The sequence below is a fragment of the Arcanobacterium haemolyticum DSM 20595 genome (assembly GCF_000092365.1).
Taxonomy (GTDB): domain Bacteria; phylum Actinomycetota; class Actinomycetes; order Actinomycetales; family Actinomycetaceae; genus Arcanobacterium; species Arcanobacterium haemolyticum.
The window spans coordinates 1803486-1826123 of sequence record NC_014218.1 but is presented as its reverse complement, the minus strand read 5'-3'; the positions used below and the strand labels follow the sequence as shown (position 1 = coordinate 1826123).

The 22638-nt window shown below is 50.5% G+C and carries 20 protein-coding genes and 3 rRNA genes; 7 read left to right on the top strand and 16 right to left on the bottom strand.

Annotation, left to right across the window (positions count from 1 at the left end; translation table 11 throughout):
• Positions 1–3: 3 nt before the first annotated feature.
• The 4 genes from ARCH_RS08480 to ARCH_RS08460 are packed head-to-tail and all read right to left on the bottom strand — an operon-like array spanning position 4 to position 3164.
• Positions 4–879 (bottom strand): MuF-C-terminal domain-containing protein, encoded by an 876-nt coding sequence (locus ARCH_RS08480; protein ID WP_013170856.1) that lies wholly within the window; start codon positions 877–879, stop codon positions 4–6.
• Positions 876–1424, bottom strand: a complete 549-nt coding sequence (locus tag ARCH_RS08475) for a PcfB family protein (RefSeq protein WP_013170855.1) — start codon at positions 1422–1424, stop codon at positions 876–878. Before ARCH_RS08475 ends, ARCH_RS08480 begins: the two co-directional genes overlap by 4 nt.
• Positions 1424–2785, bottom strand: a complete 1362-nt coding sequence (locus ARCH_RS09795) for a relaxase/mobilization nuclease domain-containing protein (protein WP_170121726.1) — start codon at positions 2783–2785, stop codon at positions 1424–1426. The genes ARCH_RS08475 and ARCH_RS09795 overlap by 1 nt, the downstream gene beginning before the upstream one ends.
• On the bottom strand, positions 2748–3164 hold the full coding sequence (locus ARCH_RS08460; protein WP_081440806.1) for a plasmid mobilization protein: 417 nt from the start codon (positions 3162–3164) through the stop codon (positions 2748–2750). Before ARCH_RS08460 ends, ARCH_RS09795 begins: the two co-directional genes overlap by 38 nt.
• Before the next feature lie 221 nt (positions 3165–3385).
• Between ARCH_RS08460 and ARCH_RS08455 the strand changes: the two genes are divergently transcribed.
• Positions 3386–3700, top strand: a complete 315-nt coding sequence (locus tag ARCH_RS08455) for a hypothetical protein (protein ID WP_013170852.1) — start codon at positions 3386–3388, stop codon at positions 3698–3700.
• A gap of 214 nt (positions 3701–3914) precedes the next feature.
• On the opposite strand, the gene ARCH_RS08450 is transcribed toward ARCH_RS08455, so the two are convergent.
• The 8 genes from ARCH_RS08450 to ARCH_RS08420 all read right to left on the bottom strand — a co-directional run bounded on the left by ARCH_RS08450 (position 3915) and on the right by ARCH_RS08420 (position 9372).
• A complete protein-coding gene (locus ARCH_RS08450) occupies positions 3915–4412 on the bottom strand; it encodes a hypothetical protein (RefSeq protein WP_145961600.1) in 498 nt (165 codons plus the stop codon).
• 335 nt (positions 4413–4747) lie between these two features.
• The gene (locus ARCH_RS08445; RefSeq protein WP_013170850.1) at positions 4748–5137 is read right to left on the bottom strand and encodes a hypothetical protein; all 390 of its coding nucleotides are present in this window, start codon (positions 5135–5137) and stop codon (positions 4748–4750) included.
• Positions 5138–5905: 768 nt separating this feature from the next.
• Entirely contained in the window at positions 5906–6247 is a 342-nt protein-coding gene (locus ARCH_RS08440) for a hypothetical protein (protein ID WP_013170849.1), read from the bottom strand.
• 28 nt (positions 6248–6275) lie between these two features.
• Positions 6276–7052, bottom strand: coding sequence for a ParA family protein (locus tag ARCH_RS08435; protein WP_013170848.1), 777 nt, complete (start codon positions 7050–7052; stop codon positions 6276–6278).
• Positions 7053–7054: 2 nt separating this feature from the next.
• Complete coding sequence (locus ARCH_RS08430) at positions 7055–7885, bottom strand: tyrosine-type recombinase/integrase (protein WP_049765858.1); 831 nt, start codon at positions 7883–7885, stop codon at positions 7055–7057.
• 441 nt (positions 7886–8326) lie between these two features.
• Positions 8327–8503 (bottom strand): thioredoxin family protein, encoded by a 177-nt coding sequence (locus tag ARCH_RS09790; protein ID WP_231958062.1) that lies wholly within the window; start codon positions 8501–8503, stop codon positions 8327–8329.
• Positions 8457–8720: a hypothetical protein gene (locus ARCH_RS08425; RefSeq protein ID WP_041640451.1), complete on the bottom strand. Its 264-nt coding sequence runs from the start codon at positions 8718–8720 to the stop codon at positions 8457–8459. The genes ARCH_RS09790 and ARCH_RS08425 overlap by 47 nt, the downstream gene beginning before the upstream one ends.
• A gap of 325 nt (positions 8721–9045) precedes the next feature.
• The gene (locus ARCH_RS08420; protein WP_049765856.1) at positions 9046–9372 is read right to left on the bottom strand and encodes an ArsR/SmtB family transcription factor; all 327 of its coding nucleotides are present in this window, start codon (positions 9370–9372) and stop codon (positions 9046–9048) included.
• 279 nt (positions 9373–9651) lie between these two features.
• On the opposite strand from ARCH_RS08420, the gene ARCH_RS08415 reads away from it, so the two are divergent.
• The 4 genes from ARCH_RS08415 (at position 9652) to rrf (ending at position 15039) form a co-directional block, all read left to right on the top strand.
• A complete protein-coding gene (locus ARCH_RS08415; RefSeq protein WP_013170845.1) occupies positions 9652–9906 on the top strand; it encodes a hypothetical protein in 255 nt (84 codons plus the stop codon).
• Between the two features lie 80 nt (positions 9907–9986).
• Positions 9987–11517 (top strand): 16S ribosomal RNA (locus ARCH_RS08410).
• Between the two features lie 235 nt (positions 11518–11752).
• Positions 11753–14841 (top strand): 23S ribosomal RNA (locus ARCH_RS08405).
• Positions 14842–14922: 81 nt separating this feature from the next.
• Positions 14923–15039 (top strand): 5S ribosomal RNA (gene rrf, locus ARCH_RS08400).
• The 16S, 23S and 5S rRNA genes sit together here, the layout of an rRNA operon.
• A 303-nt stretch (positions 15040–15342) precedes the next feature.
• Here rrf and ARCH_RS08395 read toward each other — a convergent pair.
• Complete coding sequence (locus ARCH_RS08395) at positions 15343–17229, bottom strand: solute carrier family 23 protein (protein ID WP_041640449.1); 1887 nt, start codon at positions 17227–17229, stop codon at positions 15343–15345.
• 204 nt (positions 17230–17433) lie between these two features.
• Between ARCH_RS08395 and ARCH_RS08390 the strand changes: the two genes are divergently transcribed.
• A complete protein-coding gene (locus ARCH_RS08390; protein ID WP_013170843.1) occupies positions 17434–18930 on the top strand; it encodes a purine-cytosine permease family protein in 1497 nt (498 codons plus the stop codon).
• Between the two features lie 100 nt (positions 18931–19030).
• Here the strand turns inward: ARCH_RS08390 and ARCH_RS08385 are convergent, their stop codons facing one another.
• The 3 genes from ARCH_RS08385 to ARCH_RS08375 all read right to left on the bottom strand — a co-directional run bounded on the left by ARCH_RS08385 (position 19031) and on the right by ARCH_RS08375 (position 21655).
• A complete protein-coding gene (locus ARCH_RS08385) occupies positions 19031–19285 on the bottom strand; it encodes a metal-sensitive transcriptional regulator (RefSeq protein WP_013170842.1) in 255 nt (84 codons plus the stop codon).
• A 31-nt stretch (positions 19286–19316) separates the two neighbouring features.
• Positions 19317–20933 (bottom strand): FAD-dependent oxidoreductase, encoded by a 1617-nt coding sequence (locus ARCH_RS08380; protein WP_013170841.1) that lies wholly within the window; start codon positions 20931–20933, stop codon positions 19317–19319.
• 311 nt (positions 20934–21244) lie between these two features.
• Entirely contained in the window at positions 21245–21655 is a 411-nt protein-coding gene (locus ARCH_RS08375) for a YccF domain-containing protein (protein WP_013170839.1), read from the bottom strand.
• 186 nt (positions 21656–21841) lie between these two features.
• Here ARCH_RS08375 and ARCH_RS08370 point away from each other — a divergent pair, with 186 nt between their 5' ends.
• Positions 21842–22582 (top strand): phosphoglyceromutase, encoded by a 741-nt coding sequence (locus tag ARCH_RS08370; protein ID WP_013170838.1) that lies wholly within the window; start codon positions 21842–21844, stop codon positions 22580–22582.
• The last annotated feature ends 56 nt before the right edge of the window (positions 22583–22638 follow it).

Below are 22638 nucleotides of genomic sequence, written 5' to 3'. Positions count from 1 at the left end.
TATTCATCGTTTGGATCTTTCTGGAGATATTGATGGAGATGCGGGGGCTGGACTGGGATGATCTGAGATATGGCCAGAGATTCGTGCTGTTAGATCTTCCCTGGTGTGGGGTTGCGGAATAGCTGGTGGTTGCTGTATGCTCTTAGTAGAGCTTATATTTGAGCCGAGCAATTGTAGCGCGGGTATCGGTATAAGCTCTTTTAATATCTCTAGATTTACATACTTGATAGCGTTTTGTTCGACATTCCTTTGCAGGAATTGCTCAATACTATTTCGGCCGTAGACACTTAGTGCGATAGTTTCATTAACGTATTGCCCTTGGTAATATGCTCGACCGTCCGGCTGTAAAGCAACGAGTATGACTCGGCCAGCATTGTCTTTTGCGTCCAAGAGCGCAGTGTATGCATTATTTTTAGTAAGGCTATTGAACACTGCTGCTGGCCGCTCTAACAATTCTGGTAGCTGCTTTAGTGTTTCGACACTTAGACCGTGCCCTTGCGGCTCGGGTTCTACCTCTTTATGGATATGGTTTTGTGTATGGAAGATATTATTGCTGCTCCACCCCATATTTTTATAGATCAATGGGGTTCGGCAAACAAATACCGCATCATATTTCGCATATGTGTAGGACAGAACGCTATCGACGCTTTGGCCAAAAGGTAAGTAGCAAAAGCACTTTTTTGCGTATTGATAGTACTTATCAAAGTCCAAAGATTTGATTCCCTGGACGGGATTTTGTTGATCAAGATGATTATTGCTACACCATTGGGGGTGCCCTGTTACTAATGTCCACCGTTGTTCTTGTGGCCGCCTGATACTATCTTCATATCTGGCTATTATGCTCAGCACTCTCCTGACGTCTGCTACTGTCTGGTTCATCGTTTAGGTGCTTTCAACGTCTGCTTCGGAAGTGCGGTAGGAGGCGTGAGTTTCTTTTCTTGCGCCTTAGTCTGGATATGATTGGCGAGATCGGATCGTGTCTGCGGCCGCTTTGTCTGCTCAATACTGCCTTCTAGGCGTGTGCGTGCCTGAGATAATGCGTGCTTAATCGTGTCGGCATCTTTACCGATAAAGTGTATGTAAGTCTTTCCGTCTGCGCCTTTTTCTACCGCGAAATCGACCCCACGCTTTTTTAAATCTTTCTTGAAGTCTTTAACGAGTTCGCTTGATACCTCTATCGGGTGTAAATCGCCTTGGCCAACAAGTGCTTTGAACTTAGTTGAGCCATCACCGATTTTATGTGTGCCAGCTTTGACTCCCTTTACGGCCAGCTGTGCAGACTTGACGCTAGCTAGAAGAGCTCCTTTCGTTAGTGGTCTAGCTGTTGAATACGTTAAGCTAATACCTTTTGTTACTGCTCGTGCAGTCATAGAGACGAACTGTTGGCCTGTTGCCACAGCTTCGCTAGCTTCGAGTAATGCCATTATCTATTCCTTTCTTTGTGTCTTTTTTCTAGTTGCTTTCGTAAGGTAAGAAGTGCACGTTGTTGCTCTTGTATTGCCGAGATTTTCTGATCCATCCCTTCCACAGGTTGGCCTTTATCAATGAGTTTCTGACGTTGTGCAATAAACAGATTTAGCCTGCGGTGTGCCTGGCTTAGCTTGCTTTCTATTGCTAACGGAATATCTTCTGGCTGAGTATCGCGTAGTATCTCGGCAAGTAATGACGTAGTAGCTGCGTCATCCTTAATCGATTCGATCTTCGAATCGAGATATGAAAAGTAACGTTTTTGCGCCGCACTCGTACCACGTTCAACACGCACATGAGGATGTTGAGACATGATAGGAGTTGGCCTACTAAATGACTGATAGAGATCTTCAACATTAAGTGAATGGGCTATCTGCCCTTGATGGTTAAGAATCGTCAGTGAGCCACTAGCTGGTAAATAGAGTCGCATTTGCCGACCGTGATCAATAATCCGTTGATCTGAAACTACGAAGTATTGGGCGGGTTTCTTACCTGGAATACGTACCTGCCAACGCTTATCATCGACACGAGTAACGAGATTTTTCGCCACAATAAATTCACTCATTGCTTCACGGCCAAGACGTGAATGAAGAGCGTGCTCGGTATAGTTTTCACCCAGCGTTTTTCCGCGAACACCGCGCCCAACCTGTTCACAATCAAACAGGATATGTGCCCCGCGCATAGATACCGTAACACCGGACTCGGATAAAGTATCAACCATAGCTTGCCACGAATGAGAGTTTTGAACAGCATCATCAATGGCAAATCGTAAAAACTCTTTTCCATGCTGAGCATAAGCATCTGCATAGATTGACGATAACCGTGTTCCTCGCCCCTCCGGCTCAATGACTGATAATCCATACTGACACACTAACTCATCTGAGATTCTACGAATTTTTTTCAGATTAGAATTAGGGTTCCGATACCGCTTACCAGTCACTCTGTTAGCCGAGCAGAAAATAATATGATTATGTATATGCCCTCGATCAACGTGTGTAGCAACGACTAGATCGTGTTCTCCACCAGTGATAGCCTGAGCAAATTTCCAGCCAATCTCATGAGCTTTATCTGCATCAACTTCACCAGGTTTGAAGGATTGAATCACATGAAAAGCTAGAACTGAACCCGGTCTGCCGACCCCGCGTTTTACCTCAGCATCAGCTAAAGCCGAGCGCATGACAGCCGTAATATTATCAGCATCCGATGGCACAACAGCACAATTAGACGAACATAAAATGCCAGAGTTCGTCTTAGCGTCTTGCGTAATATACGCAATCGCCTTATGCAGTGTTTGACTTATCGGATGGATTTTCACCACGGCCACGCGCGCTCCCAAGTTCGGACTGAACTAACTTGCGAACCTCATCCAGCAGGTCAATAGCTGCCAAAACCTGTTCATAGGTGGCAATATTTTCAGTATTCGCCTTGCGTGCAATCTGATTAATATTATTGCCTATAGCAGCAATTTCACGGCTGATTCTTTCAGCTCCAGCACTCTTAGTGCTCGTGACAATGACTCCACTTGTGAGAGTTTGGCGGGCAAACTTGGAGAAATTTTTAAGCCCTTGGGAACGCATACGCTGCGCTATTTGATTCAATTCTTCTTCGGAAAAGTACACTATCCGTGCTCGTTTACGAGATCGGTTAGGCGTGGAATTTGATTCCACGACTCCTCCTAAAAGGTTTGGATGATACATCCATTTTAACACGTCAGGGGCAAATGTGTATATACATTTGCGTTGCTTGCTACCCGTACTACCCCGACTAACGTCCTATACGTTCGGGTGTAGTTGTATCACTGAAAGAAAGGGCGCTGCGCGCTGAATCTTTTCCGTGTACAAGAAAAATAAAATCCTCTAAACTAGGCGGTGGAGAATCGCTACGAGGATAATTTTTATATCGAAAGAAAGACATCCTCATGGCCGCATCGAAACCCAGTGTCAGTTCCGCCGCACGAAATTTTTTCGCGGATGAGCTAACCCAGATAGAAGAAAAAACACAAGCGCTCTTGGCTATCGAAGAAGCGCTTAACGACGTCGAAAAAATTTATGACCGTGTTGCTATAGCACGGCAAAAACTTGAAGCGCTTGGAGTTAAACCACGCGAAGTTGAACGCGCTTTAGATCTATCTGGCACCGCTCAAAAAATCTTCCGTCAATCCACCCCGCCTAAACCAACTTTGGGATCAGAGGAACATCAAGAAACGCATCCAGAACATTTCAACAACTGGTAATAAATGGAATGGAGTGGAGCGGCACCGACCTAAAAATTCTCATGCATAAATAAAAAGACGGGAGGCGCGCCTACGGCGCGCCTCCCGCTTTTTCTCCAATCCAAACGCTTCAAAAAATCAGCGCTTGAAGCGAATCCCGTAAAGGACTCAATCACTATTATACGCGAAATAGGGGTGTGGGAGCATTTTCAAGTGCTCCCACACCCTTATTGGTTTACTTCCATGGTGGAACAATGTCGAACATGAGAATGTTCATCATCAACACTGCCAATCGAAGAGAGCCATCAATTTCTAAGGCTTCATTAGCGAGCCGATTTGCCTCATCATTGTCACCAACCCACCAATTCAGCATTGCCGATGCGGACATAGCATGAGGATTTTTACCCATGAAACTTAAACAGCAAACGACGCGGCGTGCTAAAGCCCAATCTGGTCGCTTTGATAGCCGAATGAAATCAATTTCAGGGAATCGTCCCCAGTGCTGACGAAAATCTTCATCGATTACGAAGGTGATTATCGAGTCCCGAACAAGTACTTTATCAACGGTTTCGCGTAGAACATTTTCGTAGCCTTGAGCGCACTCAGTGAACTGCTCAATGCTCATGGAGTCACCCTCAAAACCATCTTTAACTCGATTAAGAAAATCAAACCAAATTCCCATTGCGTTAGCCGTTGGTTCTACAACGTGAGTTTCTTGCTGCACGGTCATCATCGTCTCCTTTGTGAGTGTTGTTTTGTGTCGTCCTGACACTGAAATGACAGCGTCGTTCATGGGACTGGAGTACAGCCCTCTGTGGCTGGACTGCACGTTCTGCGGTGGCCTAGCTCATGATTCAGGTGTGGGCTAGGCCAGGGAAAAGAACACGCAGGCCAGGTCGCTATGCGACTTGTATGAAAGGACGCGGCGCTACAATGTAAGATCAGGACGAACAAAAACATCCACTAAGTCCGTGCGCCAACGGCGCTCAGATCAGTAAGCGTAGCCCGGCGTAGCGATAACCAGCACCATAGGCTTGTTTTCATTTGTTAAAGATACAGAATTCACTGTTATGTATTTAGCGTTTCGCGTCGGTTAATGAATGTGGCTCCATGTAGTGCCATGCTGACTGTGAAACATACGATCGCTCCGAACCATCCCCATGTAGTGTCACCAGGAGTGAAGTGCTCAACAAGTATTTTATAAACGAAGTTGGCATACATGAGTGAGAAAGTGGTTGCCAATAAAGCAAACCCAACTTTGGTTGACTGCAAGACTAGGTTCGCAATCGCGATAAGAATTGCTACCGTCACTCCATACGCTGGGTGAAATCCTAAATCGTGCGACATATATACAGCGACTACAAAGCCGACGAGTGCGCCTTCGACAAATACGATATAGCGCAGCAAGAAAATAAAGAACATGATTTGTAAGAAAACGACAAGCAAGATTAAGGCCATGACTTCGCATCCTTTAGGAGTATTGGAGACTTCAGTTCAATGATACGAGAAGCCTCCCACATAGAAATGCCACACTAGAAAGTTATCCACAGATAAAACCTTGACCACCCTCCATGTCATGACAATTACCGCTGATTATTGCTAGGTGTCGCTAAAAGTAAGTGCCCTAATTCACCGTGAGGCAACAGCTGCCGCACGGTGAAATGGACCCTTAAAATCCCTATAAATAGCCACTTACTAAAATCGAGTAATTTATGTAATGTTAGCGCATCACTCTTCAACTACTTTAGGTGTCGCTAAGATTATGTGTGGAAATACCGTGCGGCAACAGGTGCCTCACGGTCAAAAATACACTTTTTGTTGGGAGGTCAGGGAAAAGTAGGAGTTCTACCGTGCGTCGCTCCAGTGTGCCACGGTAGAGCGATGCACAATAAATATGAATTTATTACATATTTCTCGTGTTACTCGAAATCATTCCATCCAATCCAATGGAGCGAAGTGGAGTGATAGAATAAAAGAAGTAAGGGTGGCGTTGATGGTGAAAAATTCAAAGAAATCTTCCCTAGCAAGGTGGCTATTCGTGTGCGCTATCGTTCTATAGTCTTACCTGATGAGTTAGAAGAGAATTCCGGAAAACAATGGGGCTGTACCAAAAGGCCAGTTTTCTATCATCTACCTAAGTCAAAGCGTTGACATCTCAACGTTTTACGTTCGGGAATGATGGTAGTTTCAGCCTTTTGATACAGCCCGATCCAATGATTCAGGATTCTAGTTTAATCGACCGCGTGGAATAACTCCTGTATTTACTTCACGAAGAGGTGCTCCTTGTTGCTTCTCGACGGCATTTGCCTTGCCAAGTAGTGTATGTGTCGCCCAAGCAGAGAGCGATCCTTGGAAAATTCCTGAAGAAAGGTCGTGTAGATACGCTGCACGTATTATTCCCATATCAGATTGTTTGAGTCTGATTGTAAATTTTGTGCCAGCATTGCTGGCTTTGCTGGCGTGGCTGGCAATGCTAGCGGTGCCAGCCATAGGTGCGCCCGCTACTATTGGATCGTTGACAGGTGCTTTTTGCAAGGAATTCAAAGTTTCTAAGTTAGGCGTTTTCATAGTATTTTCCTTATTTGTCATTGCCGGCTTAGCTGGCATTGCTGGCAATGGTAAATATGCTGGCAAGCTCTGTTAGTGCTTGATCTGCACGATCATCGACACCAGCTGGTATAGGTGAATGTGACGATGCTGCGCGGTTGATATATTCACGCTCTGGTAAAAACTTTTCGAGTAGATACGGTTCGTAGTAATCGCGTAGGTGTCTACGCCAGTTATCGCTATCAATTCGTTCGGGCCGGAAGGCGTTGAGGAATATGGCAGATAGAGTTAGTCGTGAATTGTAGTAGGAACGCACAGTTGCGATAGTTGACACCATTTCCGCCACACCATCAACGCTAGTCTCCCTCGCGGTAGTGACAATCAATGCTGTATCGGCTGCCACAAGGGCATTCGTTGTTAAAACGCCTAGCGATGGTGGACAGTCAATGACAATGTGTTCATAGTCGTCAGTTACTGCTGTAAGTGCGGTGCGTAGTCTGCTTTCCCTTCCTAAAGAGCCGTCGTCGTTACGTGAAGCGAGTAGGCGATCTGCGGGGAGTACATCGACGTTTCCCCAGTCTGATTGTGCGTGTGTGATCGCTTGATGGATGACGCTTGGGCTATTTCCTGCAGCTATGGCGGCCATAACGTCATTCAGAGTGAATGATTCACGAGTTACTTCAACTCCAAGGGATGTTGTTGAGTTGCCTTGTGGATCGGCGTCAATAACCAGAACTGATCCTTGTTGTGATAGCTGGTGTGCAAGATTGGTTGAGATGGTAGTTTTCCCTACCCCGCCTTTTTGGTTGCAGACGGCAATGATCATAGTTATTCCTTTCCTAAGAAAACGGGAAGTTTATTAGTTCCTTCTAGCTGTTGAGCCCTGGCTACGCGGGTGTAAAGAGCAGTTGTTTGAATGGACTCATGGCGCATAAGTAGCTGGACAATCCGGAGATCGACGTCAGCAGCAAGTAATTCGGTTGCAAAAGTGTGGCGTAACTGATGTGAAACCATATGGACTTCGTAGCGCCGAAAGGTGCGTACGATAGTATCTCCAACTGATCGTGACCGGACGTGCCCGCCGTTGCGGCAGGGGAACCACCAGCCGTGAGCTGGCATGGTGTTGAAGAATGGTTGAAGGGCGGAATTTACCGGAATAATACTGCGCTTTCCGCCTTTCCCCTCGACGGTTAATAGCCCGGCTTGCCGGTCATAGTCTTGGCCACGTACTTTACATATTTCTCCCACTCGTAGCCCGCAATTAAACGCCAGAAGAATCATGCAGCGAGTTTTACGGTAAAGTCGCTGATTGAGAACGTGCTCAATGACTTCGAGTGAGATTGGTCGTGGGTAGTACTTAGGTCGTCTGGGGGCTTTTAACCCAAGCAATGGATTATCGGTACGCCTTCTAGTTATTTCTAACCAAGTAAATAAAGCCTTGATGTGGGTAAAGTACGTCCATTTAGTAACTGCTGACGGCAGAAGTGAAACCCACTCGATAATCTGATCAGTAGTTATCGTTACTGGCGTTGCGTCAACGTATTCGCATAAGCAGTTAGAAACGCGAATGCGCTCATGAATCGTTAAATCTGAAAGGGCTTGTGCACGCATGGCTAAAGTCCAATCACTGAGGATTGTTTGTGTTGTTGTATTGTTCATGATTTACTTCATCAGAACTAATGAACAACCTGCTATTAAGACACGGTGACGGCAGTGCCGGCTTAGCTGGCTGTGCCGTATATGCTGGCAATCGAGTCAAAAAAATTAATCCCAGCGAATAGACGTAAGTGAAAACCGTTCCGATATTACGAAGATGATAGTAATGAATAGGTCGTGGGTTCGATTCCCACAGGTGGCTCAAACAGATCCCCGGTAGTTGAACTACCGGGGATTTTCTGTGTGCTGGTTTTAAAAGCTGCAAGCCGGCGCCCGATCAGCGGCTGGCCGGCGTCCGATCGGCGCCCAGCTGAACAGCAGTGTTCTATACGGCACTCCTGTTCTGTCTCCCGCTTATTTGGCTCCAACATCAGTGGAACCGGCGCCAAGAGCAACAAAACCGGTGCCAGGAAAGCAGAATTTCAGCTCCGCTCCTGCAAAATTTCAACGATGTCGTCTACTGTGTGGTACACGTCCGGCTACAACAACCTCATTGTTCACAACAAGTCCGGGTGTAGACATAATGCCGTACCCCATGATGGCCCCATAATCGGTAGCGTGTTCGGTCACAGCCTTAATGCCAGCCTTGCCGAATGCCTGCTGAACGTTTTCTAACGTGATGCAGTTTCTGCACCCAGGCCCGGCCTTGGATCGCGCGATTGCTGCCGCGATCTACGAATGGCCAGCGTTCTGCTGGCAAGCGAAAAGAATAGTAACCATGAGAATCCTTATGCATAGAAGAAATCTCTCGCATATCCCGGTTCGCGGCAACAATCCGATCAGCCACCCCAGGCCGTTCAGAATTCATGAAAATCGCTGCCACGTTCGTCGTCGTCACAAAATCTTCAACTCAACGATCCAATGAAAGCCGGCTGAAAACCCAGCTGGCCGTCAATGCCACCGCAAGCACGAGCCCCACAAAAAGATTTTTGCCCGCCAGAAAATTCCGCGCGCGATTCACGTTCAGCGACGCCCGAAAGAACCCCACCACGAACATAATCCCGCAGAGTAGGAGGAGGATTTTGGTTGTGTCATAGAGGAAGAAATGTAGCGCGCTGCCGGCCGGAGTGGTGAGTCCAGGCCTGGTCACGTTCGGCGCGAACCACGTCCGCAGCGGCGCATTGGCGCATAACTCGCAATCCAGAGTGCGATCGCGAGTCCAGTTACGAGCAGCGGCATGGTGTTCCTTTCAGTGCGGTTGCGGAAGGTAGCGTGGCATGGAGCCTTTCGAGCGCGCCGGGTGCGAGCGAATAGTCGATCCATTTCCCCCGACGTTCCCCTACCACCACTCCCGCTTCCCGCAGAATCCTGAGGTGGTAGCTGAGCAGGTTGCTAGGGATTTGAGGTTCCGTTTCGATCTTGCAGACGCACAAAGTTTCGTAACGCGTAAGCTGCGTGAGGATCTGGAGCCGAATCGGATCTGCCACCGCGCCCAGCAGTTGCGCTTTTTCTATGTAGGTGTGCGAGGGCACGGTTTCTCTTTTCTGCATTGTTCTTTTATTTCAAAATAATTTGAATTGTTCTTTTGCTTTGAGCAAACGCTTTTCTTGGTGAAAAGGGGAGCATGACGACGACGTTGTGGCTGGTTTTTCTTTAAATGCCATGTGTGGTGGGTGGTTGTCTAGTTGGGTTGGTGTGGGGTGGGTTATGGTGGGTGTTTTTGTTGCTGTGGTGGGGTTTGGGGTGGGTGTGAGGTGTGTTATGGTGTTGTGGTTTGACGGTGTGGTTGTGGGGTGGGTATTGTTTTTGTTTGTCGCCGAGGAGCGCGGATGTGTTCTGGTGGTGATATGGTTCTTCTAGTTGATGGAATTGCTTGCTGGGTTTTGTTTCTGGCAGGTGGTTGTGTTAGACTGGTGGAGTTGGCCTTCTTGATGGTTGTCTGCTTTTGTGGTGGGTGGTTGTTGGGTGTGGGTGTGTTGTTTGATATCTCAATAGTGTGTCAGCTTTTTTACGATATTTTTTTGGTGTTGGGCTGGCTGGTTTTGTTGCTGGTTGGTTTGATGCTGTTTTTTTGGATGAGCTAGTTTTGGTTTGTCTTTTTTGTTGAGCCTGTTGGGCTTTTCGGATGTATTGATTGGATGCCTTTTGTGGGTGTTTGGTTTTTTGTTTGGAGAGTTTGATCCTGGCTCAGGACGAACGCTGGCGGCGTGCTTAACACATGCAAGTCGAACGATGAAGGCTCCTGCTTGCGGGGGTTGGATTAGTGGCGAACGGGTGAGTAATACGTGAGTAACCTGCCCCTTTCTCTTGGGATAAGCCTTGGAAACGAGGTCTAATACTAGATATTCTGCTCTTGCCGCATGGTGGGGGTTGGAAAGGTTTTTTCTGGTGGGGGATGGGCTCACGGCCTATCAGCTTGTTGGTGGGGTGATGGCCTACCAAGGCGTCGACGGGTAGCCGGCCTGAGAGGGTGACCGGCCACATTGGGACTGAGATACGGCCCAGACTCCTACGGGAGGCAGCAGTGGGGAATATTGCACAATGGACGGAAGTCTGATGCAGCGACGCCGCGTGGGGGATGAAGGCTTTCGGGTTGTAAACTCCTTTTAACACTGAACAAGGCGAAAGTTGAGGGTAGGTGTTGAATAAGCGCCGGCTAACTACGTGCCAGCAGCCGCGGTAATACGTAGGGCGCGAGCGTTGTCCGGAATTATTGGGCGTAAAGAGCTCGTAGGCGGTTTGTCGCGTCTGCTGTGAAAGACCGGGGCTTAACTCCGGGGCTGCAGTGGGTACGGGCAGGCTAGAGTGCGGTAGGGGTAATTGGAATTCCTGGTGTAGCGGTGGAATGCGCAGATATCAGGAGGAACACCGATGGCGAAGGCAGGTTACTGGGCCGTTACTGACGCTGAGGAGCGAAAGCATGGGGAGCGAACAGGATTAGATACCCTGGTAGTCCATGCCGTAAACGTTGGGCACTAGGTGTGGGGCCTTTTCCATGGGTTCTGTACCGTAGCTAACGCATTAAGTGCCCCGCCTGGGGAGTACGGCCGCAAGGCTAAAACTCAAAGGAATTGACGGGGGCCCGCACAAGCGGCGGAGCATGCGGATTAATTCGATGCAACGCGAAGAACCTTACCAAGGCTTGACATACACCGGGATTATGCAGAGATGTGTGAGTCTTCGGACTGGTGTACAGGTGGTGCATGGTTGTCGTCAGCTCGTGTCGTGAGATGTTGGGTTAAGTCCCGCAACGAGCGCAACCCTTGTCTTGTGTTGCCAGCACGTTATGGTGGGGACTCACGAGAGACTGCCGGGGTTAACTCGGAGGAAGGTGGGGATGACGTCAAATCATCATGCCCCTTATGTCTTGGGCTTCACGCATGCTACAATGGCTGGTACAGAGGGTTGCGAGCTTGTGAGGGTGAGCGAATCCCTTAAAGCCAGTCTCAGTTCGGATTGGGGTCTGCAACTCGACCCCATGAAGTCGGAGTCGCTAGTAATCGCAGATCAGCAACGCTGCGGTGAATACGTTCCCGGGCCTTGTACACACCGCCCGTCACGTCACGAAAGTTGGTAACACCCGAAGCCCGTGGCCTAACTCGTTTGAGGGGGAGCGGTCGAAGGTGGGATTGGCGATTGGGACGAAGTCGTAACAAGGTAGCCGTACCGGAAGGTGCGGCTGGATCACCTCCTTTCTAAGGAGTCACGTACCACGCGTTATTGTGTTTATTGTTGTGTGGTGCCTAGCCTGGTGGTTGGGTAGTGGTTTTTAGTGGTTTATCGTATGAGGGTTGGCATGCTGTTGGGGTGTGGGATAATAGATCCTGTGCTGCCTGTGCTTGCGTGTTGCGACGGTTGTTGTAGCGTGTGGGTGTGGTGTTGGTGTGGTGGTTGAGAATTGTATAGTGGACGCGAGCATCTTTGGTTTTTTTGTAAGTGTTCAAGAGCGTTCGGTGGATGCCTTGGCATGCAGAGCCGATGAAGGACGTTGTAGCCTGCGATAAGCCTCGGGGAGTTGGCAAACGAGCTGTGATCCGGGGGTGTCCGAATGGGGGAACCTGGCCAGAGTTATTTCTGGTTACCCGCACCTGAATGTATAGGGTGTGTGGGGGTAACGCGGGGAAGTGAAACATCTTAGTACCCGCAGGAAAAGATATTCTGTGAGTAGTGGCGAGCGAAAGCGGATGAGGCCAAACCATGCGTGTGTGATAGCTGTCGGGCGTTGCGCGTGTGGTGTTGTGGGGCCATGTTTGATCCAGCCGATACTGGGTCGGGTAGTGATAAATGTATGGTGTGTAGACGAATCAGTTGGGAAGCTGGACCGTAGACGGTGAGAGTCCGGTAGTTGGAACATGCCTGCCTGCTTTATGTGGTGCCCAAGTAGCACGGGGCCCGTGAAATCCCGTGTGAATCTGCACAGACCACTGTGTAAGCCTAAATACTCTGTGTGACCGATAGTGGATAAGTACCGTGAGGGAATGGTGAAAAGTACCCCGGGAGGGGAGTGAAATAGTACCTGAAACCGGACGCTTACAATCCGTCAGAGCCTCCTTGGTAGGGGTGATGGCGTGCCTTTTGAAGAATGAGCCTGCGAGTTAGTGGCATGTAGCGAGGTTAACCCGTGTGGGGAAGCCGTAGCGAAAGCGAGTTTTAAAAAGCGTGTGAGTTGCATGTTCTAGACCCGAAGCGGGGTGATCTACCCATGGGCAGGTTGAAGCACGTGTAAGAGCGTGTGGAGGACCGAACCCACTTCAGTTGAAAATGGAGGGGATGACCTGTGGGTAGGGGTGAAAGGCCAATCAAACTCCGTGATAGCTGGTTCTCCCCGAAATGCATTTAGGTGCAGCGTCGTGTGTTTCTTACCGGAGGTAGAGCGACTGGATGGCCGATGGCCCTTATCGGGGTACTGACGTCAGCCAAACTCCGAATGCCGGTAAGTCAGAGCACGGCAGTGAGACTGCGGGGGATAAGCTTCGTAGTCGAGAGGGAAACAGCCCAGACCGCCGGTTAAGGCCCCTAAGCGTGTGCTAAGTGGGAAAGGATGTGGAGTTGCTGTGACAACCAGGAGGTTGGCTTAGAAGCAGCCACCCTTGAAAGAGTGCGTAATAGCTCACTGGTCAAGTGATTCTGCGCCGACAATGTAGCGGGGCTAAGTACACCGCCGAAACCGCGGCAATAAACACTTTGTTTGTTGGGTAGGGGAGCGTCGTACGTGAGGTGAAGCAGCACAAGTAATTGGTTGTGGATTTCGTACGAGTGAGAATGCAGGCATGAGTAGCGAATGACGGGTGAGAATCCCGTCCGCCGAATGACTAAGGGTTCCAGGGCCAGGTTCGTCCGCCCTGGGTTAGTCGGGTCCTAAGGCGAGGCCGACAGGCGTAGTCGATGGTCAACCAGTTGATATTCTGGTACCGGCGAAGAACCGTCCCTGTCGAACCAAGGGATACTAACCACCCAAACCATCCATCCACGTCTTCGGGCGTGATGGTATCGGGGAGCGTGGGACCTGATCTTGTAGTAGACAAGCGTGTTAACAGGGGTGACGCAGAGTGGTAGCTCCGCGTGGCTAATGGCTTGCCACGTTTAACAGCGCAGCCCGTTCCCCAGGCAAATCCGGGGAACATTAAGGGGTGAGGCTGGATGATGACCCACACTAGTGGGGAAGCAGAGTGATCCTGTGCTGCCAAGAAAAGCCTCGACGTGAGGTTCTAGCCGCCCGTACCCTAAACCGACACAGGTAGTCAAGTAGAGTATACTAAGGCGAGCGAGTGAATCGTGGTTAAGGAACTCGGCAAAATGCCCCCGTAACTTCGGAAGAAGGGGGGCCAAAACCCTGAAGCCCTTCACGGGCTAGGGGTAATGGCCGCAGAAACCAGGGAGAAGCGACTGTTTATCAAAAACATAGGTCCGTGCGAACACGTAAGTGGATGTATACGGACTGACGCCTGCCCGGTGCTGGAAGGTTAAGAGGAACGGTTAGAACCCTCGTGGTTCGACGCTGTGAATTTAAGCCCCAGTAAACGGCGGTGGTAACTATAACCATCCTAAGGTAGCGAAATTCCTTGTCGGGTAAGTTCCGACCTGCACGAATGGCGTAACGACTTCTCCGCTGTCTCAACCACGAACTCGGTGAAATTGCATTACGAGTAAAGATGCTCGTTACGCGCAGCAGGACGGAAAGACCCCGGGACCTTTACTATAGCTTGGTATTGGTGTTCGGTACGGCTTGTGTAGGATAGGTGGGAGACTATGAAATACCAACGCCAGTTGGTATGGAGTCATTGTTGAAATACCACTCTGGTCGTACTGGATGTCTAACCTCGGACCATAACCTGGTTCAGGAACAGTGCCTGGTGGGTAGTTTAACTGGGGCGGTTGCCTCCTAAATGGTAACGGAGGCGCTCAAAGGTTCCCTCAGCCTGGTTGGCAATCAGGTATCGAGTGTAAGTGCACAAGGGAGCTTGACTGTGAGACCGACAGGTCGAGCAGGTACGAAAGTAGGAACTAGTGATCCGGCGGTAGCTTGTGGAAGCGCCGTCGCTCAACGGATAAAAGGTACCCCGGGGATAACAGGCTGATCCTGCCCAAGAGTTCATATCGACGGCATGGTTTGGCACCTCGATGTCGGCTCGTCGCATCCTGGGGCTGGAGTAGGTCCCAAGGGTTGGGCTGTTCGCCCATTAAAGCGGCACGCGAGCTGGGTTCAGAACGTCGTGAGACAGTTCGGTCCCTATCCGCTGCGCGCGCAGGAAACTTGAAAAGGGCTGTCCCTAGTACGAGAGGACCGGGACGGACGAACCACTGGTGTGCCAGTTGTTCCGCCAGGAGCATCGCTGGTTAGCTACGTTCGGAAGGGATAACCGCTGAAAGCATCTAAGCGGGAAGCCTGCTTTAAGATAAGGTTTCCACGATCCTAACGATCGGAAGGCCCCCCTACAGACCATAGGGTTGATAGGCCAGACGTAGAAGCCCGGTAACGGGTGAAGCTGACTGGTACTAATGGCCAACCACCTACAAAAACACGTAACAAACACGCACGCGTCCACTATACAACTCCCAACCCCCACACCAACCACAGAAACTATTCATCCAACCGTTTTGACGGTGGTCACAGCGGTAGGGAAACGCCCGGACCCATCCCGAACCCGGAAGCTAAGCCTACCAGCGCCGATGGTACTGCACCCGAGAGAGTGTGGGAGAGTAGGACACCGCCGTCACCAAACATCGAGGGGCTAACCAACACACCGGTCAGCCCCTCAAACACACCCCACAACAAAAAACCCGGCCTAGACCGACAAAGAATTCCTGGAATGGCACAGGAAACGCCAAACGTTGAGTATGCCTACGCAGCTGGACTGGTGCTGGGCTAATGAATTTGCCCCACGTTCAACAAAGTTGGGGATAGCGGTTGGGGCCAGGGAAGATAAGTGATGGAATTATGGGTACCAAAATGGGGGATGGGTTTGGTACAAACCAAATCCATCCCCCATGAGGGCTAGGGCGTACCAGGTTAACAAGTATTAAGCCTGGAATTCATGCGACCTAGGATTAGCTCCACGAACAAGGATGTTCAAGCGGTCTTCGGCAATTTCAACAACTTGAGTGAGAGCATAGATGTTCTCGATTTCAGGCGTGTTTGCCAGACGGTGGTGAGCGTCAGCCAAGATCTTTTCAATAGTGGTATCGGTACCTAAGCAGGCAACATATGGCTGACCGAATTTCGCACGGTACTGATCACAGACATCCTTCAGCTCAGCAAGCTGCGCCTCAGATGCAGAACCAAGGGCCAATGAACCGATGTCACGTGACATTCCTTCGTTATCCTCAGCAGAAATCAGTTCATACATGTCTGGGTAGTCGGCGATCAAAGCAGCACGGGATTCCTCATCGGCGCGAACAACGGCAACCAAGATCGCGCTACGCAGATCGTTCACCGATTCGAACGGCCGTGAGTCCCATACCTTCTCCAGTGGCCATACGTGCGTGTTGAACAATGTACGGAATGTGGACACGAATTCGTCACGATCCATAGCATCGACGTCTGCCAAGGTTATGCCAGCTACAACATCGTCGTTAGAACGAACTGAACGGCGAGTCATGTGGAAGAACACCAGATTAAGCAAAATCGCGGTAATCGAACCAATCGACATGCCTGAAGAGAAGAAAACCTGCGCCCAATTTGGGAAAACCTGCGCAACTTCAGGGCGGAACGTGACGAGCATAGCGAGGCCCAACGACGTGGTGACGATTGTTGCGATACGGAAGTCAGCCAAGTTGGACTTCGCGATAGTCTGCAAACCAACCCACGCAACATTCGCGAACAAAGCCAGAGAAGCGCCGCCCAGCACAGGCGATGGGATCGAGGCAACAATCGCGCCAACCTTCGGAACCAAACCAACAACGATCATCAAAACGCCAGCGCCAGCAGCAACCCAACGAGACTTGATGCCAGTCAAACGAACCAAGCCAACGTTCTGAGCGAACATCGTGTAAGGGAAAGAATTGAGGATGCCGCCGAGGGTGGTGGATGCGCCATCGGCACGGATGGCGGCGGCCACGTCGGCAGATGTAATACGCTTTCCGACGATCTCGCCGGTTGCGAAAACGTCACCGGTGGTCTCAACCATCGTAATCAACATAACGATCAGCATCGAAACAATCGCAGTGAACGAAAAAACAGGCCACCCGAAGTAGAACGGGGTAGTCACGCCAATGGCAGGTGACGCCGAAATAGCCTCAATCTTCTCCGGATTAATGTGGTTCATCAGCAACGCAATCGTGGTGCCGCCAACCAAACCAATCAACACAGAAATCGTGCCCAAGAAGCCGCGGAAGAAACGCTGAACCAACACAATAGTCAACAGTGTTCCGAAACCATACGCCAAATCGCGAACTTCAGGGGTGCCGTCCGCGTAGTTCACAAAATCATTCGCAGAAACAGACAACAAAGACGTGCCCATAACAAGCAAAACAGTGCCTGTCACGTGAGCCGGGAAGAAACGCAGCAACTTCGCGAAGAACGGCGCCGCGAAGAACGTAAATAAACCAGCCACGATAATCGAACCATAAATTACGGGCAACGAAGCCTCGCCGCCAGCGCCGTCCGTAGCGGCCAAACCGATCGCGATAATTGGCGCAACCGCAGTGGTAGTCACGCCCTGAATGATCGGCAACCGAACGCCAACCTTGTTCGTCACACCCACGCTCTGAATCAACGTAGCGATACCACAGGTAAACAAATCGGCGTTAATAAGATGAATAGTAGTTGAAGCGTCTAGTTTTAACGACGACGCAATCAACAACGGCACAATCACCGCCCCCGCGTAAAACGCGAGCAAATGTTGAAGTGAAAGAAGGGCAAGTTTTGGCGCCTTTGGCACAGCGTCCACTGAATTATTTTGGTTCACATGTTTTATCGTAATCGAGGGATTTGGCAGGCTACAGGGCGCGTCTAGAATATGGAATTTCGATGTCCATGTAATGGAAAGTGTCCGTGGGAAATACCGTTCAGCAGGCGTTCAGATGGATTCAGCTTCCGCTCAGGTAGCGCACCTCATACGGCAATCGTCATAGGGGATTAACTGAGTGGAGTTTTCGGGCATACTTGAGGTATGAGTAATGAAGCTTATGTAGATTCGTCTGGTTTGGTTGCGCCGAATGAGGTGTCCGGGGCGATGCGTGCCTCGCTTATTGAAAATAATGGTATTGACGTGATTGCGGAGTCTGAGCGCACTGCGAAGCCTTCGGATCTCTTCTGGCCGTGGTTTGCTGCGAATGTGTCTGTTTTTGGGATTTCGTATGCGTCGTTTGTGTATGGGTTCGGGGTCTCGTTTGTTCAGGGCATTATTGTTGCGATTATTGGCGTGACTGTGTCGTTTGCTTTGTGTGGCGTGATTGCTATTGCGGGGAAGCGTGGTTCTGCGCCGACGATGGTTTTGTCTCGCGCCGCGTTTGGCGTGTATGGCCAGAAGATTCCGGGCGTTTTTTCGTGGCTGATTTCGATTGGGTGGGAAACATTTTTGGCGATTATGGCCACGTTGGCTACGGCTACCGTGTTCACTCAGCTTGGGTGGGGTGGCGGAACAACCACGAAGATTGTTGCGTGCGTTGTGATTGCTGCGATGATTGTTTCGGCGTCGGTTGCGGGGTATCACACGATTATGCGGATGCAATCGGTGCTGACGTGGATTACGGGCGCTGTGACGGTTGTGTATGTTGCGCTCACTATTCCGCATATTGATATGAGTGTGGTGTTAAGCCGGCCGGCTGGCGGGATGACTGCGGTTATTGGTGCACTGGTTATGGTAATGACTGGTTTTGGGCTTGGCTGGATTAATATTGCTGCTGATTGGTCGCGGTATCAGTCGCGTGATGCTTCTGCGGGCAAGATCGTTGCGTGGAATACGTTTGGTGGCGCGGTTTCGCCGTCGCTCCTGGTGATTGCGGGTTTGCTGATTATTGGTTCGCATCCGGAGTTGGATGAAGGGATTGCGGGAGATCCGATTGGTACGTTGGCAACGATTTTGCCTACTTGGGTGTTGCTTCCGTTTTTGTTCACCGCCGTTTTGGCGCTGGTTTCTGGCGCTGTGCTGGGTATTTATTCGTCTGGTTTGACTTTGTTGAGTTTGGGGTTGCGGGTTCCGCGCCCGGCCGCGGCTGGTATTGACGGCTTTATTTTGACGTTGGGAACGATTTGGGTTGTGTTTTTTGCGCACGATTTCTTGGGGCCGTTTCAGTCGTTTTTGATTACGTTGGGTGTTCCGATTGCTGCGTGGGCGGGCTTGATGATGTCCGATATCGCGTTGCGTAAGAAGGGGTACGACGACGCTGCTCTCTTTAATCCCCGTGGCGTGTACGGTGCATGGGACTGGGCTTCGTTGGGGATCATGGCAGTATCATCGTTTATCGGCTGGGGATTGGTGATCAATAACTTTGCTCAGGAAGCAGCGTGGAATAACTGGCAGGGCTACCTGCTTGGTCTTGGTTTTGGCGGCCGTGATGGTGATTGGGCGTGGGCAAACCTTGGCGTGTTGTTCGCGTTGGTGATCGCGTTCGTGGCGGGGTACGTGTTGCGTTCTCGGAAGGTTGCGCGCCAGGAGAACCGGTAGGTTCTAAGTTGAAGCAGATGGGGCCGCGCGAAATTCCCGCGGCCCTTAAGTCTGTACGAACATGTGCCGGCTTACTGGCGAATCGCTTTTGCTGGTGTGTTTAGGCTAGAGATAAGAACATTTTTTCAAGGTGTTCGCTATCAATATCGATGCCGCCGGAATAGCATTGTTTCATTCCGGTAGCGATCACAAGGTATCCTGCGCGATCAATAGCTTTGGAAACGGCAGCCAGTTGTGTGATCACATCGTGGCATTCGTTTTCGTTTTCTAGTCCGGCGATCACGGCATCGAGTTGGCCGCGTGCACGTTTGAGACGCATGATGGCTGGCTTGACATCGTCTACTGATATTTTCATATTCTTAACTTCTCCACTTCCTCTTCCTGTTTTAGGTGAGTTGCCCGTGGCTCCATGTGAGGTAACCGCCATCAAGGTTCGCGCACTCAATACCTAGATTGGTTAATAAGGTACAGGCGATGTGGCCGCGGAGGCCAACCTGGCAGTGTACCAGCACTTTCTTTCCGAAAAGTTCTGATACGCGTGAACGCAGATCGTCTACTGGAATGTTGGTTGCGCCTGGGATGTTACCGCGGCTGTATTCGCCAGCGGTACGAACATCTACTAGTGTCCATCCATCTTCTAGCATCTGATCGATTTCATGCCATTGAACATTACGTTCCCCATAGAAGAGGTTATCGGCAACGAATCCGGCCATGTTGATCGGATCTTTTGCAGAACCAAACTGTGGAGCGTAAGCGAGTTCAAGATCGGCAAGATCCGAGGCTGCCATTCCAGCACGCATTGCGGTGGCAATAACATCGATACGTTTATCAATGCCATCAGTGCCAACGGCTTGAGCGCCAAGAATCTGATCTGTTTCCGCATCGATGACCAGCTTCAGGTGAATTGTTGTTGCACCTGGATAGTAGCCGGCGTGGTGAGCTGGGTGGATGTGGAGGATACGGAGATCTTTTCCGGCCGCGCGGGCGCGGCGTTCATTCCACCCAGTGCTTGCTGCTGTGAGCCCGAAGAGCCCGATAATTGCCGTGCCGAGCACGGGGAGGCTTTCCGCATCGCGGCCTGCGATGACGTCCGCTACTAGCCGGCCGTGGCGGTTGGCCGTTTGGGCCAACGGCACGAGGATGAGTTCGCCTGTGATCGCATCGCGTTTCGTGGTGGCATCGCCAACTGCGAAGATAGCGGGATCGGAGGTGTGTTGCGCGGCATCGACGATAATTCCGCCGCGTTCGTTCACATCAAGGCCGGCATCCCGTGCAAGTTCGCTTGCTGGCTGCACGCCGAGTGCTGCCACAACGATATCTGCCGTGATGTTTTCGCCGTTTGCCGTAACGTAGCCATCGCCAATAGCAGTGACTTCCGTATTGACCTTAATGATGACGCCGTTTTCCTGCAGATGGCGGCTAACGATCGCTGCCATTTCTGCATCGAGTGGGCCCATGATGTGCGGTGCGCGTTCAATCACGGTTGTGGTGATTCCGCGCCGGGTGAGGTTTTCTGCCAGTTCCAGCCCAATGAAACCGCCGCCGATGATGGCTGCCGATTGAGCCGCCGATTTATCGATTCGTTCCATAATGCGATCAGTATCTTCAATTGTACGAAGGCTGAGCGCGGTTTCGATCCCTGGAATTGGTGGGGTGAATGGCCGAGCGCCTGGTGAAAGCACAAGATGATCATACGAAAGCGTATATTCACCTTCCGGCCCATTCAGTGTGACGGTTTTTTCTGCTCGGTTGATGGACGTTGCGGTTGTGCCGACCCGTACATCCAGGTTAAATCGCGCTTTGAGCGATTGAGGAGTTTGGAGTAAGAGGGCGGAGCGTTCCGCGATTTTCCCACCGATGTAGTAGGGGAGGCCGCAATTTGCGAAAGATACGTAGCCAGACGATTCGACGACGACGATCTCCATCGCTTCGTCATTGCGCCGCAAACGTGTGGCTGTTGACATTCCGCCTGCCACGCCGCCAATGATAACTGTTCTGCTCATTGTTTATCACCCAAAGAGAGAGCGGAAGAAGCCGCTGCCCTTAGCGGACTTCTTTTCTTCTTCGGTGCACGTGCACCACTGGCTAGCTGGAACTTGAGCTTTAACGGAGGTTATGTGCTGACCACATCCGCCCCACGTGGTTTTTCCGCAATTTTTACAGGTAACTGGGTAGCACATAGCTTTCCTTCGTTGTAGCAATTTTCATTCTGTAGTTAGTGGACATGCTACGGTATTAGCACTGGTGGTAAGAATACCCACGGGGGTATTAAAGTGCAAGAGGATTTTCAGCTCCTTGGCGATGAACCAGAGTGTTAGTTCACGCGCACAATCACGTCATATCCAGACGCTTGGGAATTTGGCACGATCATTTTGCCGAATGGGAATGCAGATACCTGAATGAGTTTGAGGTGAACGATAGCTAGAGGTATGCCGATGATGGTGATAGCTAGAGCTAACGCGCTGAGAATGTGGCCAAGTGAAAGCCACAATCCGGCAATGATAAACCAGAGAAAATTCATCAGTGCAGATCCGGAACCAGCCGATGGTTTACGTACAACAGTTCTGCCGAACGGCCACAAAATGTAGTTAGCCATCCGTAAAATAGCAACACCAACAGGGATGGTGATGATGAAGATGAGGCTAAAAAATCCGAAGACTAGATAGCCAAGGAACATGAAAAATCCGCCGAAAATCAGCCATATAAGATTGAGTAAAAGAGTCATAGAAACAATCTACAAGGAGCCTCCCACATAAAGTGGTGAACACGTGTGCGAAGGGTGAAAATATTGATGATTCATTCGTGTGTTCAGACCTCAGACCTACCCGCCATGAGCAAATGAGACGTAGACTGTAAGGAGTGCGCTTCGTGCGCATCACCGAAGTGTTACCGAACATGGAAGTTGAACACAATGACTTACAAACTCGTTCTCGTCCGTCACGGCGAAAGTGAATGGAACGCAAAGAACCTCTTCACCGGTTGGGTAGATGTCCCACTTTCCGAAAAGGGAACTGAAGAAGCTAAGCGTGCGGGTAAGATGCTCAAGGATGCCGATGTGCTTCCTGATCTGCTCTTCACCTCCCTCCTACGCCGTGCAATCATGACAGCCAACCTTTCCCTTGATGCTGCCGATCGCCACTGGATTCCAGTGAAGCGCAACTGGCGCCTCAACGAGCGCCACTACGGTGCGCTCCAGGGTAAGAACAAAAAGGAAATTCGTGACGAATACGGTGAGGACCTCTTCATGGAGTGGCGCCGTTCGTACGATGTTCCACCACCGGCAATCGAAGCAGGATCCGAATTCTCCCAAGATTCCGATCCGCGTTACGCAGGTGAACCAATCCCAGCAACTGAATGCTTGAAGGACGTGCTCGAACGCCTCCTCCCATTCTGGGAAGGCGAAATCGTTCCAGAACTCAAGTCGGGTAAGACTGTCATGATCGCCGCACACGGTAACTCCCTGCGCGCAATCGTCAAGCACCTCGATGAGATCTCTGACGATGAGATTTCCGGTTTGAACATTCCAACCGCAATCCCACTCTTCTACGAATTGGATGAAGAAACCCTTAAGCCAATCACCAAGGGCGGCACCTACCTCGATCCAGAAGCCGCAAAGGCTGCAATCGAAGCAGTTGCTAACCAGGGCAAGTGAGATTCGGTCTATGATCTGCGGTTCATAAAATAGAACCTACAGAGTGGGAGGCCTCA

Coding starts and splice junctions, on each gene's coding strand:
- ARCH_RS08480 (WP_013170856.1), bottom strand. CDS start 879: ATGAACCAGACAGTAGCAGACGTCAGGAGAGTGCTGAGCATAATAGCC.
- ARCH_RS08455 (WP_013170852.1), top strand. CDS start 3,386: ATGGCCGCATCGAAACCCAGTGTCAGTTCCGCCGCACGAAATTTTTTC.
- ARCH_RS08415 (WP_013170845.1), top strand. CDS start 9,652: ATGTGTTCTGGTGGTGATATGGTTCTTCTAGTTGATGGAATTGCTTGC.
- ARCH_RS08380 (WP_013170841.1), bottom strand. CDS start 20,933: ATGAGCAGAACAGTTATCATTGGCGGCGTGGCAGGCGGAATGTCAACA.
- ARCH_RS08375 (WP_013170839.1), bottom strand. CDS start 21,655: ATGACTCTTTTACTCAATCTTATATGGCTGATTTTCGGCGGATTTTTC.
- ARCH_RS08435 (WP_013170848.1), bottom strand. CDS start 7,052: ATGATCATTGCCGTCTGCAACCAAAAAGGCGGGGTAGGGAAAACTACC.
- ARCH_RS08475 (WP_013170855.1), bottom strand. CDS start 1,424: ATGGCATTACTCGAAGCTAGCGAAGCTGTGGCAACAGGCCAACAGTTC.
- ARCH_RS08460 (WP_081440806.1), bottom strand. CDS start 3,164: ATGTATCATCCAAACCTTTTAGGAGGAGTCGTGGAATCAAATTCCACG.
- ARCH_RS08370 (WP_013170838.1), top strand. CDS start 21,842: ATGACTTACAAACTCGTTCTCGTCCGTCACGGCGAAAGTGAATGGAAC.
- ARCH_RS08420 (WP_049765856.1), bottom strand. CDS start 9,372: ATGCAGAAAAGAGAAACCGTGCCCTCGCACACCTACATAGAAAAAGCG.
- ARCH_RS08385 (WP_013170842.1), bottom strand. CDS start 19,285: ATGAAAATATCAGTAGACGATGTCAAGCCAGCCATCATGCGTCTCAAA.
- ARCH_RS08450 (WP_145961600.1), bottom strand. CDS start 4,412: ATGATGACCGTGCAGCAAGAAACTCACGTTGTAGAACCAACGGCTAAC.
- ARCH_RS08440 (WP_013170849.1), bottom strand. CDS start 6,247: ATGAAAACGCCTAACTTAGAAACTTTGAATTCCTTGCAAAAAGCACCT.
- ARCH_RS08390 (WP_013170843.1), top strand. CDS start 17,434: ATGAGTAATGAAGCTTATGTAGATTCGTCTGGTTTGGTTGCGCCGAAT.
- ARCH_RS08430 (WP_049765858.1), bottom strand. CDS start 7,885: ATGAACAATACAACAACACAAACAATCCTCAGTGATTGGACTTTAGCC.
- ARCH_RS08445 (WP_013170850.1), bottom strand. CDS start 5,137: ATGGCCTTAATCTTGCTTGTCGTTTTCTTACAAATCATGTTCTTTATT.